The 13,895-nt window shown below is 67.4% G+C and carries 16 protein-coding genes and 1 tRNA gene; 12 read left to right on the top strand and 5 right to left on the bottom strand.

Annotated elements, in window-relative coordinates; translation table 11 throughout:
* Window positions 1-577 precede the first annotated feature (577 nt).
* Together menD and VKG81_RS15820 are read left to right on the top strand one after the other, a co-directional pair.
* Window positions 578-2,203: a 2-succinyl-5-enolpyruvyl-6-hydroxy-3-cyclohexene-1-carboxylic-acid synthase gene (menD, locus tag VKG81_RS15825; RefSeq protein ID WP_324397513.1), complete on the top strand. Its 1,626-nt coding sequence runs from the start codon at window positions 578-580 to the stop codon at window positions 2,201-2,203.
* Complete coding sequence (locus tag VKG81_RS15820; protein ID WP_324397511.1) at window positions 2,200-2,694, top strand: DUF3592 domain-containing protein; 495 nt, start codon at window positions 2,200-2,202, stop codon at window positions 2,692-2,694. The genes menD and VKG81_RS15820 overlap by 4 nt, the downstream gene beginning before the upstream one ends.
* A gap of 33 nt (window positions 2,695-2,727) precedes the next feature.
* Here VKG81_RS15820 and VKG81_RS15815 read toward each other — a convergent pair whose 3' ends face one another.
* Window positions 2,728-3,177 carry a hypothetical protein gene (locus VKG81_RS15815; protein WP_324397510.1) on the bottom strand — a complete coding sequence of 150 codons (450 nt, stop codon included), beginning with the start codon at window positions 3,175-3,177 and terminating at the stop codon, window positions 2,728-2,730.
* A gap of 167 nt (window positions 3,178-3,344) precedes the next feature.
* Here VKG81_RS15815 and VKG81_RS15810 point away from each other — a divergent pair, with 167 nt between their 5' ends.
* Window positions 3,345-4,481: a glycosyltransferase family 1 protein gene (locus tag VKG81_RS15810; RefSeq protein ID WP_324397508.1), complete on the top strand. Its 1,137-nt coding sequence runs from the start codon at window positions 3,345-3,347 to the stop codon at window positions 4,479-4,481.
* A gap of 74 nt (window positions 4,482-4,555) precedes the next feature.
* Window positions 4,556-5,248 (top strand): demethylmenaquinone methyltransferase, encoded by a 693-nt coding sequence (locus VKG81_RS15805; RefSeq protein ID WP_324397506.1) that lies wholly within the window; start codon window positions 4,556-4,558, stop codon window positions 5,246-5,248.
* Between the two features lie 4 nt (window positions 5,249-5,252).
* Here the strand turns inward: VKG81_RS15805 and VKG81_RS15800 are convergent, their stop codons facing one another.
* Both VKG81_RS15800 and menJ read right to left on the bottom strand, forming a co-directional pair.
* Entirely contained in the window at window positions 5,253-5,615 is a 363-nt protein-coding gene (locus tag VKG81_RS15800) for a DUF732 domain-containing protein (RefSeq protein ID WP_324397504.1), read from the bottom strand.
* Between the two features lie 89 nt (window positions 5,616-5,704).
* Window positions 5,705-6,934, bottom strand: a complete 1,230-nt coding sequence (gene menJ, locus VKG81_RS15795; protein ID WP_414685296.1) for a menaquinone reductase — start codon at window positions 6,932-6,934, stop codon at window positions 5,705-5,707.
* 21 nt (window positions 6,935-6,955) lie between these two features.
* Between menJ and grcC1 the strand changes: the two genes are divergently transcribed.
* The 7 genes from grcC1 to VKG81_RS15760 all read left to right on the top strand — a co-directional run bounded on the left by grcC1 (window position 6,956) and on the right by VKG81_RS15760 (window position 12,178).
* A complete protein-coding gene (grcC1, locus tag VKG81_RS15790) occupies window positions 6,956-7,963 on the top strand; it encodes a nonaprenyl/(2E,6E)-farnesyl/geranylgeranyl diphosphat synthase (protein ID WP_324397499.1) in 1,008 nt (335 codons plus the stop codon).
* 63 nt (window positions 7,964-8,026) lie between these two features.
* Window positions 8,027-8,893 carry a zinc metalloprotease HtpX gene (gene htpX / locus VKG81_RS15785; RefSeq protein WP_324397498.1) on the top strand — a complete coding sequence of 289 codons (867 nt, stop codon included), beginning with the start codon at window positions 8,027-8,029 and terminating at the stop codon, window positions 8,891-8,893.
* Between the two features lie 58 nt (window positions 8,894-8,951).
* The gene (locus VKG81_RS15780; protein ID WP_324397512.1) at window positions 8,952-9,293 is read left to right on the top strand and encodes a type II toxin-antitoxin system HicB family antitoxin; all 342 of its coding nucleotides are present in this window, start codon (window positions 8,952-8,954) and stop codon (window positions 9,291-9,293) included.
* 46 nt (window positions 9,294-9,339) lie between these two features.
* Window positions 9,340-9,864, top strand: a complete 525-nt coding sequence (locus tag VKG81_RS15775; RefSeq protein ID WP_324397497.1) for a hypothetical protein — start codon at window positions 9,340-9,342, stop codon at window positions 9,862-9,864.
* A 6-nt stretch (window positions 9,865-9,870) separates the two neighbouring features.
* Window positions 9,871-10,800 (top strand): fumarylacetoacetate hydrolase family protein, encoded by a 930-nt coding sequence (locus VKG81_RS15770; RefSeq protein ID WP_324397496.1) that lies wholly within the window; start codon window positions 9,871-9,873, stop codon window positions 10,798-10,800.
* Between the two features lie 86 nt (window positions 10,801-10,886).
* Window positions 10,887-11,084, top strand: coding sequence for a hypothetical protein (locus VKG81_RS15765; RefSeq protein WP_324397495.1), 198 nt, complete (start codon window positions 10,887-10,889; stop codon window positions 11,082-11,084).
* A gap of 257 nt (window positions 11,085-11,341) precedes the next feature.
* Window positions 11,342-12,178 (top strand): DUF302 domain-containing protein, encoded by an 837-nt coding sequence (locus VKG81_RS15760; RefSeq protein ID WP_324397494.1) that lies wholly within the window; start codon window positions 11,342-11,344, stop codon window positions 12,176-12,178.
* A gap of 7 nt (window positions 12,179-12,185) precedes the next feature.
* On the opposite strand, the gene VKG81_RS15755 is transcribed toward VKG81_RS15760, so the two are convergent.
* A complete protein-coding gene (locus tag VKG81_RS15755; protein WP_324397493.1) occupies window positions 12,186-13,211 on the bottom strand; it encodes an NAD(P)H-dependent glycerol-3-phosphate dehydrogenase in 1,026 nt (341 codons plus the stop codon).
* A gap of 31 nt (window positions 13,212-13,242) precedes the next feature.
* On the bottom strand, window positions 13,243-13,734 hold the full coding sequence (locus tag VKG81_RS15750) for a YajQ family cyclic di-GMP-binding protein (RefSeq protein WP_324397492.1): 492 nt from the start codon (window positions 13,732-13,734) through the stop codon (window positions 13,243-13,245).
* Window positions 13,735-13,813: 79 nt separating this feature from the next.
* On the opposite strand from VKG81_RS15750, the gene VKG81_RS15745 reads away from it, so the two are divergent.
* Window positions 13,814-13,894, top strand: a tRNA-Tyr gene (locus VKG81_RS15745).
* The last annotated feature ends 1 nt before the right edge of the window (window position 13,895 follow it).

Below are 13,895 nucleotides of genomic sequence, written 5' to 3'. Positions count from 1 at the left end.
CATCAACATGGTGTTGACCGCCCACTTCTTTTGGACAATGCCCCCATACAGCACCGCGATGCCGGGCAAGCTCATCAAGCCCACCAGCGTGGCCGCTACCAGCTGCCAGGCATTGTCTCCGGGGTTAAGCCAATCGGGATATGGCGACATAGTTCGGCACGCACCTCCAAAAATTTCCGTCGTCATTCCGCAAGCCGCAGAAGTGGATGCAGTATTTCGGGGGAATGTTTCTTCTGGATGATGCTGAGTAAATTCTATATTGCTCCCAGCATTCCCTCAGGTTATTTTCCAGCAACTACACAAAGAAATTGCAGTAAAAACACAGCGTTTTCGAAGATACCTTTCAGTATCGGATCCTGTCGGCGTGTTGAACCGGGGGTCGCTGCAGCACGTGGAAACATTGTCAGCTGCAGGAGGTCGAGATGAGCTCAATATTGGTGGTCTGCCTTTCGGTAGGCACGCCTCTCGCCGCTCTTGGCCTCTACGAGCTTCAGGCGTCGCTCGAGCGCTGGGACCAGAAGCGGCACGCAGAGGACTGACCGCCGCCCACATCAGGGTGTGACACCCTGATGTAGTGGTGAACCCCTCGACGGCGCAGGCCCGCGTCGTCGTCGACGAGTTGATTCGCGGCGGCGTGCGGGATGTGGTGCTCTGCCCGGGCTCCCGGAACGCGCCGCTCGCATTTGCGCTGCGCGACGCCGATGCCGCCGGGCGGGTGCGGCTGCATGTGCGGATCGACGAGCGCACCGCCGGGTATCTTGCGATCGGCCTGGCTGTGGGCGCCGGCGCGCCCGTGCCGATCGTCATGACGTCGGGCACCGCCGTTGCGAACCTCGGACCGGCCGTGGCGGAGGCCAACTACGCGCGGGTCCCGCTGATCGTGCTGTCGGCCAACCGTCCGTACGAGCTGCTGGGCACCGGCGCCAACCAGACCATGGAACAGCTCGGGATTTTCGGAACGCAGGTTCGGGCGTCAATCAGCCTCGGCCTGGCAGAAGAGGGCAGCGAGAAGACCGCCGGGCAGAACGCGCGGTGGCGTTCGGCGGTGTGCCGGGTGCTCGTGGCTGCGACGGGCGCGCGATCTGCGAACGCGGGGCCGGTGCAGTTGGACATCCCGCTGCGTGAGCCGCTGGTGCCCGCCCCGGAGCCCGGCCCCGGCGTGATGCCTCCCGGCCGGCCGAACGGACGGTCGTGGACGTACACGCCGCCGGTGAGCTTCGACCAGCCGCTCGACGTCGACCTGAGCCTGGACACCGTGGTGATCTCTGGCCACGGCGCCGGGGTCCACCCGAACCTCTCGGGGTTGCCGACTGTCGCCGAGCCGACGGCCCCGGCAGCCGAGAACCCGCTGCATCCGTTGTCGCTACCGCTGCTGCACCCGCAGCAGGTCATCATGCTCGGCCGGCCCACGCTGCACCGGCAGGTGTCATCGCTGTTGGCCGACCCGGCGATGCCGGTGCTCGCACTGACGACCGGTCCGCGGTGGCCGGACGTGTCGGGCAACTCACAGGCGACCGGCACCCGGGCGGTGACCTCTGGCCGGCCGCGCGACGGCTGGCTGCGGCACTGCGCGGAAGTTCACCGGCGAGCGATGGATGCCGTTCGCGGTCAGCTCGAAGCGCACCCGTTGACGACGGGACTGCACGTGGCCGCGGCGGTCGCGGGCGCGGTGCGCGACGGGGACCAACTGGTGCTCGGCGCGTCGAACCCGGTGCGCGACGCGGCACTGGTCGGGTTGAGCAGCAGGGGCATCAAGGTGCGGTCCAACCGCGGCGTGGCCGGCATCGACGGAACGGTCTCGACGGCGATCGGCGCGGCGCTCGCGCACGACGGGCGCACGGTCGCGTTGATTGGCGACCTGACGTTCGTGCACGATGCGTCCGGGCTGCTGATCGGGCCGACAGAGCCTGTGCCGCAAAACCTTTCGATTGTAGTGTCCAACGACAACGGCGGTGGGATCTTCGAGCTTCTGGAGCAGGGGGACCCGCGTTTTGCCGACGTGTCGTCGCGGATCTTCGGCACCCCGCACGACATTGACGTCGGCGCGCTGTGCCGGGCGTATCACGTGGAGTGCCGGCAGGTGGAGCCCGGGGAGCTGGGCGAGGCGCTGGACACGCCGTCCACCGGGATGCGGGTGCTGGAGGTCAAGGCGGATCGGTCGACGCTGCGGCAGCTGCACGCGTCGATCACGGCGGCCATATGAGCCGGCTCGCCGGTGCGGTCAAGCTGCTGGCCGGGCCCGTTCGAACGCCCGATGAACCTGAGCCGCGGTTGCGAAAAGGGTTGCGGTGGGCGCGAATTGCGGTCCTGATCATCGCGGGCATCGTCACGCTCCAGTCGATGCTCCTGGTGGCAGGCGCATGGCGCAACGACCGGCAGATCGAGCGTCACATGGGCGTCGCGCAGGCTGAGGTGCTGAGTGCAGGTCCGCGGCGATCAACGATCGAGTTCGTCACACCCGACCGCGTCACGTACCGCCCAGAGCTCGGCGTGCTCTACCCGTCGAAGCTCGCCGACGGGATGCGCATCTACGTCGAGTACGACAGGAACAACCCTGACCTGGTGCGGGTGCAGCACCGCAACGCGTCGCTGGCGATCATCCCGGCCGGTTCGATCGCGGTGGTCGGCTGGTTGGTGGCCGGCCCCTTACTCTTCGGGCTAGCGCTGGCCGAGAAGCGTTCGGCAGCGCTTTAGCAATCGTCGACGGACCGGTCGACGACCGGAAAGTCAGCGCCCGACCGCGTCGGCGAGCCTGCGGAACATGTACAAGAAATTCGGGTCGTATTCGATTGCAGGCATCCGCTTGAGAATCCTGGCCACACACGGATCATTCAGCAAGGCCGCGACATCGGCATTCCGGGCGGGATCCATTCCGGCGGACCGCAACCAGGAAACGAGGTCGGACAGCACCGGCACGATTCCGTCGAGATCACCTTGCGCCCAGCGCTCCCGGTGGTTCTGGGCCACGCGCTGCCAGTGGATGCGCGCGGCGTCGCTGTGGTTAAGCGCCGCACGCAGCATGCTCGCGACCGCCTTGGTCATCAGGCCACGAAGACGGCCCGCCGACTCGGGGTTGTCCCGCAAGGTCTCGTCGAGGCCCCACTCCCAGTCCTGCCAATACCGTTTGACGCCGTGGTCGGTTGGACGCAGGTTAATCCGCTCCCACGGATCAGCCATTAAATTCCCCCCGCGTGCAAGTCGACATCAACAGGTCCGATTCGTCACGCTACCTGAAAATATCGCCAATTTTCATAAAGATTCAATTAAGCGTTCGGCGGCAGAATTTCGCGTGTCGTATCCCTGGAGGCAACCTCGCAGACAGCGGCCGCTGACACGATCGTGACGTGCGAGTTGCGATTGTCGCCGAGTCGTTCCTGCCCAACGTCAACGGCGTCTCGAATTCGGTGCTCCGGGTGCTCGAGCACCTCGCCCGCACCGGACACGACGCCATCGTCATCGCTCCCGACAACCCCCGCGGCCAGGACCGCGCCGCCACCGAGCACGACGGCGTCCCCGTCCACCGGATGCCGTCTCGGATGTTCCCGAAGATCACATCGCTGCCGCTCGGTATGCCGCGGCCGCGCATGGTTCGGATCATGCGCGAATTCGACGCCGACGTCGTTCATTTGGCGTCGCCGGCGCTGTTGGGCTACGGCGGCCTGCAGGCCGCACGGTTCCTCGGCATCCCGACCGTGGCGGTATTCCAGACCGACGTGCCGGGCTTCGCGCAGAGCTACGGCATCGGCATCACATCGCGGGCGGCATGGGCGTGGTTCCGTCACCTGCACCGCCACGCACACCGCACGCTGGCGCCGTCCTCGGCTGCGATGGAAAGCCTCGCGGTCCAGCGTATCCCGCGAGTCCACCGGTGGGCCCGCGGTGTGGACATCACCGGCTTTGCGCCGTCGGCCCGTGACGAGCGGTTGCGCCGCAGGTGGTCACCGAGCGGCAAACCGATCGTCGGTTTCGTCGGCCGGCTGGCGCCGGAGAAGCACATCGAGCGGCTGAAGACATTGGCGCACAACCACGGCGTCCAGCTCGTCATCGTCGGCGACGGCGTGGACCGCGCAAAGCTCGGAACCCTCCTGCCGACGGCGGTTTTCACCGGCGCCCTGTACGGCCCCGAACTGGCGGCCGCGTACGCCAGCATGGACGTCTTCGTTCACCCCGGCGAGCACGAGACGTTCTGCCAGGCCGTGCAAGAAGCGCTCGCGTCCGGCGTGCCCGTCGTCGCACCCAACGCCGGCGGCCCGCGCGATCTGGTCAGCCCTGGGCGCACCGGGTTCCTGCTCAACGTCGACGACTTCGAAGAGCGACTGCCCGACGTCGTCTCGCACCTGATCCAGTTCCGGCCCCGCTACTCGATCGCGGCTCGGCGCAGCGTGCTGGAGCGCACGTGGCCGGCGATCTGCGACGAGCTGCTCGGCCACTACGCCGCCGTTCAGGGTGAACAAGCCGAACGAAGGACGCTCACCGCATAGCGGGCGGCTTACGATTCCGCTCATGACGGCACCGTTTTCCTGGCAGGCCGTCGGCTTCTAGTACGTTCGGCACAGTGAGCCGGGCGACGCTGGACAAGGAGCCGCACGAGGTCGCGTCGATGTTCGACGCGGTCGCGCGCCGCTATGACCTGACCAACACCTTGCTGTCGCTGGGCCAGGACCGCAGTTGGCGACGGGCCACGCGCAGGGCTCTGGAGATCGGGCCGGGGGAGAGGGTGCTCGACCTGGCCGCGGGCACCGCGGTGTCCACCGAGGAGCTGGCCCGCTCGGGCGCGTGGTGCGTGGCGGCGGACTTCAGCGTCGGCATGCTCGCGGCCGGACGAACCCGCGCCGTGCCGAAAGTGGCCGGCGACGCGACACGGCTGCCGTTCGCGGACCGGGCCTTCGATGCGGTGACGATCAGCTTCGGATTGCGCAACGTCGTCGATCACGAGGCCGCGCTTCGCGAGATGGCCCGCGTGACGAAGCCCGGCGGCCGGCTGGTCGTGTGCGAGTTCTCGACGCCGACGAACCCGTTGTTCGGCACCCTCTACAAGGAGTACCTGATGCGGGCGCTGCCCAGGGTAGCCCGCGCGGTCGCGTCGAATCCGGAGGCCTACGTCTACCTGGCAGAGTCGATCAGGGCCTGGCCCGACCAGGCGGACCTCGCGCACCGCATCCGCCGCGCGGGCTGGGCCGGTGTGCGGTGGCGCAACCTCAGCGGCGGGATCGTCGCGCTGCACGCCGCGACCCGGCCGACCGACTGAGGGCCTACTCCTGGAATCGGTCGGGAATGATCGGCGACAGCATCCCCGGGCAATACACCGATATCGCGATGATCGTGAACTCGTTCGCCCGTTCGCGGGTCAGGCCGCTGTTGGCGGCCATCGTCGCGGCCGCACCGTCGAACGTTTCCCCGGGCTGTACGACCATCGGACACACGGACTCGCCCAGCGCCGTCGCACTTGCCGGGTCGTTGTACGGGATGCCGGCGTCGGTGAGTCCGGCAAGGAACGAATTGCCGACCATGTCGGCGCGCGCCGGCGTTCCCGACGCGGCGGCGGCGATGATCACGCCGACAGACACCGCCACCGCGCCGATGGTCCTTGCCTGCCGGTGGGGCGTCCACTTCATTGTCGCAACACTGGTTCACAACAGTCACATGAGGAACACGACACGATAAAGGTTTGCACACGTTACGGGCGGACGTGGTGTCAATGGACCTAGCTGAACGGCGGGCGACGGTCAATCCCGCGCGAACCCGAACCCAGCACCCGCCACAGCCGCGCAACCCAGTCGACGTCCTCGTCGATGATCAGGTTGCCCATCACGCGCACCACGATGTCCATCAGCCGCGCGGACCGCATCGCGATCGGGCCGCCGGTCGGGAGGAACCACGGCATGGTCAGCAGCGCCGACAGCCGCCGCGCAATCGAGAACGCCCGCCCGTACCGCTGCTGCAGCAGGCCCGGCCAGGCCGCCGACAGGTCGCCGCTGCCCAACAGATCGGCGGCGAGGCGACCGGTCTCCACGCCGTAGTCGATGCCCTCGCCGTTCATCGGGTTCACGCACGCCGCCGCGTCGCCGATGAGCATCCAGTTCGGCCCGGCCACTCCCGACACCGCGCCGCCCATCGGCAGCAGCGCCGACATCACCGCGCGCGGCTGCCCGTCGAACTCCCAGTCAGCGCTGCGCAGGTCGGTGTAGAAGTTGATCAGCTTCTTCAGTGCCACGTCGGCCGGTCGCCTCTCGGTCGCCAAAGCGCCGACGCCGATGTTCACCTCGCCGTTGCCCAGCGGGAAGATCCAGCCGTATCCGGGCAACAGGTGGCCGTGGCGGGTACGCAGTTCGAGGTTCGTGGACAGCCACGGATCGTCGCTGCGCGGTGACCTGAGATACCCGCGGACAGCCACCCCGTACGTCGTCTGCTGATGCCACTCCCGGCCGAGCATCCGGCCCAACGGCGACCGCGCCCCGTCGGCGACGATCAGCTCGCGGCACCGCACCTCGGTGATGCCGCCGCCGTTTCGAAGCGCCAGCGACGTCACGCGTCCACGCGAATCATCACTGACACCAACGACTTTGCGGCCCATCAGCATCGACGCGCCCGCGTGCACCGCCACCTGGCGGATCCGCTCGTCGAGCTCGGTACGCGGCACCGCGCTGCCATACGCCGGAAACGACGGGCCGGGCCAGTCGACCTCGACCTCGCCGCCGAAGCCGGTCAGCCGCAGCCCGCGGTGCTTGATGTGCTGATCGAGCCAGCCGCCCAGGCCCAGCAACTGAAGCTCGGCCACCGCGCGGGGGGTCAGCCCGTCGCCGCAAGGCTTGTCGCGGGGAAAGTCGGCGGCGTCAACGACGAGCACGTCACGCCCGGCGCGGGCGGCCCACGCGGCCGCCGCCGAACCGGCCGGTCCGGCGCCGACAACGACCACATCCGCCCTGGTGTCCATCCCCACCAGTATGTTGGACCAATGAGGACACCAGCGACCGTGGTCGCCGGCGTTGAGCTCGGCAACCCTGAATTCGCCGCGAGTGTCCGCGACGGCGTGGCGCGGATCGAAGACCTGATAAGCACCGAGCTCGGCAAGGGCGACGAGATCATCCGCGACGCGGTGTTGCACCTCTTCGAGGCCGGCGGCAAGCGCTTCCGTCCGCTGTTCACGGTGTTGTCGGCGCAGCTGGGGCCCGAGCCCGACGCCGGGGAGGTCACCGTCGCCGGCGCGGTGATCGAACTGGTTCACCTGGCGACGCTCTACCACGACGACGTGATGGACGAGGCGCAGGTACGCCGCGGCGCTGCAAGCGCCAATGCCCGCTGGAGCAACAATATCGCGATCCTGGCCGGCGACTACCTATTCGCCACCGCGTCGCGCCTGGTGTCGCGGCTGGGCCCCGAGGCGGTGCGGGTGATCGCCGAGACGTTCGCCGAGCTGGTCACCGGGCAGATGCGCGAGACACGAGGCGCGGCCCAGGGCGTCGACTCGATCGACCACTACCTGCGGGTGGTACACGAGAAGACCGGCTCGCTGATCGCCGCGTCGGGGCTGTTCGGCGGGACGTTCTCGGGCGCCGGCGACGAGGAGATCCAACGGCTGAGCCGGCTCGGCGGCATCGTGGGCACCGCGTTCCAGATCTCCGACGACATCATCGACATCGCCAGCGACTCCGAGGAGTCGGGCAAGACGCCGGGCACCGACCTGCGCGAAGGCGTGCACACGCTGCCGGTCCTCTACGCGCTGCGGGAGACCGGGCCGGACGCCGTGCGGCTGCGGGAATTGCTGTCAGGGCCGATGGACGACGACGGACATGTTGCCGAGGCGCTTGCCTTGCTGCGGGCCTCGCCGGGTATGGCCAAAGCCAAGAACACCGTCGCGAGGTATGCCGCGCAGGCGCGCGAGGAGCTGGCCGGCCTGCCCGATGGCGCCGGTCGTCAGGCGCTGGCCACGCTGGTGAAGTACACGATCGAGCGGCACGGCTGACGGAACCCGTCGTCGACGCGCTGCGTTCTCTATTCGGTCGAGCACGTGCAGAAGGAGACGCTGATGAGGTGGCACCCCTACCGCAACGGGGTCAAGACGTTGCTGCTGCTGGCCGTGATGTCGGCCGTGATCGTGTTCATCGGGTCGCTGTTCAAGAACCCGTCGATCCTGGTGCTGTCGATTCTGTTCGCGGTCGGCATGAACATCTACGTGTACTTCAACAGCGACAAGCTGGCGCTGCGGGCGATGCACGCGCAGCCGGTGACCGAGCTGCAGGAGCCGGTGATGCACAAGATCGTCCGGGAGCTGGCGACCGCGGCGCACCAGCCGATGCCGCGGCTGTACATCAGCGACACCGCGAACCCGAACGCGTTCGCTACGGGCCGCAACCCGCGCAATGCGGCCGTGTGCTGTACGACGGGGATCCTGGCGATCCTCAATGAGCGTGAGCTGCGGGCGGTGCTCGGGCACGAGCTGTCGCACGTGTACAACCGCGACATCCTGATTTCGTGCGTGGCCGGGGGCCTGGCCGCCGTGATCTCGGGTCTGGCGAACCTGGCCGTGATCATGAGTTGGTTCGGCGGCGGTCGGGATAACGGCGCGAACCCGCTTGCGCTGCTGTTGGTTTCGTTGCTGGGTCCGGTCGCGGCGACGATCGTGCGGCTGGCGGTGTCGCGGTCGCGGGAGTACCAGGCCGACCAGTCCGGTGCCGAGCTGACGGGCGACCCGCTGGCGCTGGCGTCGGCGCTGCGCAAGATCTCCCGCGGCGTGGAGGCCGCGCCGCTGCCGCCGGAGCCAAAGCTTGCGAGCGAGGCGCACCTGATGATCGCGAACCCGTTCCGGTCGGGGGAGCGGTTCGTGTCGGTGTTCTCGACGCACCCGCCGATCGAGGAGCGGATCCGCCGGCTGGAGTCGATGGCCCGGGGCTGAATTGCCGGCGGCAGCTTCTGGCGGCATGCGCTAACTTCAAAAAGTGATAGCGCATGCGATATCAAAAAATCACTACACGTACCGTGCCGAGTGGTCGCCTGAACGGGGCGAGTACGTCGGCCTGTGCCTCGAATTCCCTCGGGTGTCTCGACATGCCCCGACGGCGCGTGAGGCGATTGCCGAGATCGAGCAGGCGGTCGCCGAGCACGTCGAGGGCATGGAGCGCGGTGGCGAGGCGGTGCCTACATCGCTGACTGAGCGACGCTACAGCGGCAGTTTCATCGTTCGGACATCGCCGGCGCTGCATGCGCGCCTCACGATCGAAGCCGTTGAGCAGCGGGTGTCGCTGAATCAGCTGGTGGTTCAGAAGCTGGCCGAGCGAGGAATGATGCTCGACTAGCGATGAGTGATGCGTCGGGGAACGCTGTCGCCTAGGGTGTGATTCCGTGCTGAGCAGAATGCTGACCGGCGTGGCCGGCGCCGTGGGGGCGGCCCTGATCGCCCCACCGGTGGCTGCCTGGGCCGATCCGGACCCACCTGCCCCGCCCCCCGGGCCGAACCTCAACGCATTCGCGCCGATCTCGCCGGGCGACTACGCGGTGATGAGCGGCGCCTGGTACGCGTTCGGCACACCGGACGGGCTGACGTGCGTCATTCAGAAAGGCTCGGGTGGCTACGGCTGCAGCGGGCCGATCCCGGGTGCGCCCAACGGCGCGAACATGGTGAGCGGCGGTCCTGCCGGCGCGCCGGAATTCGCCAACACCGAAGGCCCGGTGTTCTCGGTGGCCGGTGCGGTCAAGCCGCTGCCGCCGAACACGCGGCTGAGCTATCGCCAGATCAGCTGCGGGACCGACGGCGCGGGCACGACGTCGTGCATGAACTCCTACGACCAATCCGGCTTTGTGATCAGCCCGGCCGGCAGCTACATCGCCGGCCAGACGCCGCCTCTGCTGGACCGGCCGCGAACGTAGCGCCGCTTGAAGCTACGCAGGGTTCGCACACCGGACGGGCTGCAGACCGAGTACGACGACGACGGCCAATGGCGCCGGCTGAGTGGCCCCGGCCCATTCGGGCCTTCGCCGTTCACCGACGAATGGCAGCTGGCCACCGCTGATCGGCACCTACGGGGCACCGACGCGCTGTTGCCGTTCCAGCCGTTGTCGTTTCGCGACTTCCTGTTGTCGGAAGCGCACAACATTACCGCCGCCCGCGGCATGGTGCAGCGGTTCCACCCAGTCACCCACCGCGTGAGCGAGACATTCGAAAAGCTCACTCGCCGGACGTTTCCGCCCTTCCGCCCGAGGAGGCTGTTCTATCGGCAGCCCATCTACTACATGGGCAACGCGATGACGATCGTGCCCACGCGAACGCCGATCGCGTTCCCCAGCTACTCCAACGGACTGGACTTCGAGCTCGAAGTCGCGTTCGTGCTGAAGGAGCCGCTGTTGAATGCCACGGCGGATGAGGCGACGACGGCCATCGGGGCGTTCGTGCTGCTCAATGACTTCAGCGCACGCGATGTGCAGCGGGCCGAAATGTCCTCGGGCATGGGACCGCAGAAGTCCAAGCACTTCGGCAGCTCGATGTCGGAGACTGCGGTGACCGCCGACGAGGTGCTGCCACGCATCAATGAGCTGACGGGTTCGGTGATCATCAACGGCCGGACGGTCAGCACGGTCAGCAGCCGCGGGTTCCAGTGGAGCGTCGGCGATGTGCTCGCCCACGCGTCCCGCGACGAACAACTGCTACCGGGTGAGCTCATCGCCACCGGAACGCTGGCAGGCGGGTCGGGCATCGAGACCGGTCATTGGCTCAAGCGCGGGGATACACTGCGGCTGGTCCTCGACGGCATCGGCGAGGTGGAACACCACATCCTCGATGACAGCCAGCGCAGTGGGCTCCGCTGAAGGAGGGAGCCGCGTCGTCGCCGCTGTTCGTCGGACTTTTCGCGAGGATTAATCTGCCCGTTGGTCGGCCGGGCAATCATTGCGCCATGCCAAAGATGGAGGTCTACGTGCGAGGCGACATCCCGCCTTCCCAACTGGTGCAACGGATTCGGCAGACAGTTGCCGCATCCTTACCGCTGGGCGAGCGGATACGGCATTGGGGCGGGCACACCGGTGGCGGTCGCGAGGGCGACACCGAAATGGTGCGCTATCTGGTGGAGTACGAATCGGAGCCGGGCCGCTAGGGCAACAACCGGCCAGAGTGGATGAAGAACAGGTGAAGTCGGGCTGAACAGGATGTACGGCCCCGGCCATCAATGAGAACGTAGATCGAATGCCTTCCCGTTTGATTGGAGTCCGGACCGTGAAGCGACGATCACCCTTACGGTTGCTCATCGCCGCGGCGATATGGTCGACGTTGCAGATCGTTGTTTGGTTGGGCGCTGCGGGCGGTGCCGTGGCGGACCCATCCGACGCGCAGTCGACACCCCAAAATGACCCGGTGCCGAACGTCGCAGGGATGGTCATCTACAAGAGCACCTACCCGGCGGCCGAGACAGTCGCACGTGTGCAGAACCAACTGAACTCGATCGGAAAGGTCGCCACCACAGTCGATTTCGCGCAGACGGCGCAGTGGGTGGAAAAGACGCTGCGTCCGACGACGGTGATCATCGGCGGCAACCCGAAGGCGGCGGCCCCGATCATGGCGGCGGGTCAGCGCGCCGCGATCGACCTGCCCCAGAAGTACCTGGTGTGGCAGGCGAGCGGTGGAACTGTGTTCGTCGGATACAACTCGGCGGATTATGTGGCCTCCTGTGCGGGCATCGATCCGTCGAGCGGGGCTGTCGACGGATTGCGCAGCGGTTCGGCCTCGGTCGCGCAGGGGGCGAGCGGAAGCACCGATCCGGTCGGTGACGGCGGCTCGGCGTCGTGCTCGGGCTCATATCTCGTCCAGAAGACGAGCAACGCGTCGTTCGGCGACACCGTTTCGCGATACCAAGCCGCGTTCGCCAAGAACAATCAGCCGACCGTGCTGAATCTCGATCAGGCGGCGGCGGCCGCTAGCGCCGGCACCCAGATACCGCCGACACAGCTGCTGCTCACCGACGATGCGTCGGTGTCGGTACCTCTGGTCGCGGCGCAACAAACGATGGGTATCGATCTGCCGCTGAGGTTTTTGGTGTGGCAGGACGACTCCGGCGCTGTGCACGCCGGGCAACCCGATATCAAGGTTCTTGCCTCGCGGCACGGGGTGAGCGGGAAAGACACGCTGCTCGACACCGCGGCCGCGGCCAACAATTACCTGACCAACAGCGCGGCCGGGACCGGCCCCGGGTAGTAGCTGCTCAGAACCCGGCGCCGTGGACCTCGTGGCCGGGGACCTCGGCGGCGAGGCCGCGGTAGGCGTCCACAACGGTGCGGCCGTGGTTGATGACGCCGTCGACTTCGCGGGCGATCGGCATGTGGATGCCGTAGCGGTCGGAGAGATCCATGATCACGCCGGCGGCCTTGACGCCCTCGGCGACCTGGTCCATCGAGGCGAGGATCTCGTCGAGGGGCTTGCCTGCGCCGAGCTGCTCGCCGACGTGGCGGTTGCGGCTGCGGGGGCTGGTGCAGGTGACGATCAGGTCGCCGAGGCCGGCTACGCCGGGGAACGTTTCGGGCTGTCCGCCCATCGCGACGCCGAGCTTGGTCATTTCGCGCAGCGCGCGGGCGATCACCATGGCCCGGGTGTTCTCGCCGATGCCGAGGGAGTAGCCCATGCCGACGGCGATCGCGAAGACGTTCTTCAGGGCGCCCGCCATCTCGACGCCGATGACGTCGTCGGTGGTGTAGACGCGGAACCGCTGGGTGCGGAACAGGCCGGACAGCCGGGTGGACAGGTGCTGGTCGGGCATCGCGATCACGGCGGCCGCGGCGTAGCCCTGCGCGACCTCGCGGGCGATGTTCGGGCCGGCGAGTATGCCGGCGGGGTGGCCGGGCATGACCTCCTCGACGATCTGCGACATGCGCAGCGTGGTGCCCTGCTCGAGGCCCTTGACCAGGGAGACGATCGGCACCCAGGGCCGCAAGCTGGCGCGCAGGTCGGTGAGCACCGGCCGAAAGCTGTGCGACGGCACGGCCATCACGATGACGTCGGCCGAGTCGGCGGCCATGTCGAAGTCGGTGGTGGCCTCCAGGTTCGGGGAAAGCTGGACCTCGTCGCCCAGGTACCGAAGGTTGCGATGGCGCTCGTTGATGTCTTCGGCGGTCTCAGGGGAGCGCACCCACTGCATCGTTTCTGAGCGGCGGGCGGCGATGGACGCGACGGTGGTGCCCCAGGAGCCCCCACCCAGCACGACGACGCGAGGTTCGCGGCGAGGAGGTGTCATGGGTGTCACATTAGGGGGGAGCCCCGCCGGATCACCGGTAGTTGACGAACTGCAGCGCCACCTCGAGGTCGGCCTGCTTGAGCATCGCGATGACGGCCTGCAGGTCATCCCTCTTCTTTGACGAGACGCGGACCTCGTCGCCCTGGATCTGGGTCTTCACGCCCTTGGGGCCTTCGTCGCGGATCATCTTGGTGATCTTCTTGGCGTTCTCACTATCGATGCCCTGCTTGAGCTTCCCGTTGACCTTGAAGGTCTTGCCGCTGGCCTGCGGCTCGCCGGCGTCGAAGGCCTTCATGCTGATGTCGCGGCGGACCAGCTTCTCCTTGAAGACGTCGATGGCGGCTTTGGCGCGCTCCTCGGTGGAGGAGGTGATCGTGATGGCCTCCTCGCCGGACCATTCGATGCGGGTGTCGGTGCCGCGGAAATCGAACCGGGTGGCCAGCTCCTTGGCGGCCTGGTTCAGTGCGTTGTCCACCTCCTGGCGGTCGACCTTGCTGACGACGTCGAACGATGAATCCGCCATTGGACCCGTCCCCTATCTCATCGGTGTTGGTCGTTTGTGCTCTTGGTACATCCTCGTTGTACCCTGCTAGTCGCACCAAGGCAGGTTGCCCGAGCGGCCAATGGGAGCGGACTGTAAATCCGTCGCGAAAGCTACGCAGGTTCGAATCCTGCACCTGCCAC

The sequence above is a fragment of the Mycobacterium sp. genome (assembly GCF_035314905.1).
Lineage (GTDB): Bacteria > Actinomycetota > Actinomycetes > Mycobacteriales > Mycobacteriaceae > Mycobacterium.
This window is presented reverse-complemented; position numbering and strand designations above follow the sequence as displayed.

Coding starts and splice junctions, on each gene's coding strand:
- VKG81_RS15820 (WP_324397511.1), top strand. CDS start 2,200: ATGAGCCGGCTCGCCGGTGCGGTCAAGCTGCTGGCCGGGCCCGTTCGA.
- menJ (WP_414685296.1), bottom strand. CDS start 6,934: ATGGACACCAGGGCGGATGTGGTCGTTGTCGGCGCCGGACCGGCCGGT.
- htpX (WP_324397498.1), top strand. CDS start 8,027: ATGAGGTGGCACCCCTACCGCAACGGGGTCAAGACGTTGCTGCTGCTG.
- grcC1 (WP_324397499.1), top strand. CDS start 6,956: ATGAGGACACCAGCGACCGTGGTCGCCGGCGTTGAGCTCGGCAACCCT.
- VKG81_RS15815 (WP_324397510.1), bottom strand. CDS start 3,177: ATGGCTGATCCGTGGGAGCGGATTAACCTGCGTCCAACCGACCACGGC.
- VKG81_RS15750 (WP_324397492.1), bottom strand. CDS start 13,734: ATGGCGGATTCATCGTTCGACGTCGTCAGCAAGGTCGACCGCCAGGAG.
- VKG81_RS15800 (WP_324397504.1), bottom strand. CDS start 5,615: ATGAAGTGGACGCCCCACCGGCAGGCAAGGACCATCGGCGCGGTGGCG.
- VKG81_RS15755 (WP_324397493.1), bottom strand. CDS start 13,211: ATGACACCTCCTCGCCGCGAACCTCGCGTCGTCGTGCTGGGTGGGGGC.
- VKG81_RS15765 (WP_324397495.1), top strand. CDS start 10,887: ATGCCAAAGATGGAGGTCTACGTGCGAGGCGACATCCCGCCTTCCCAA.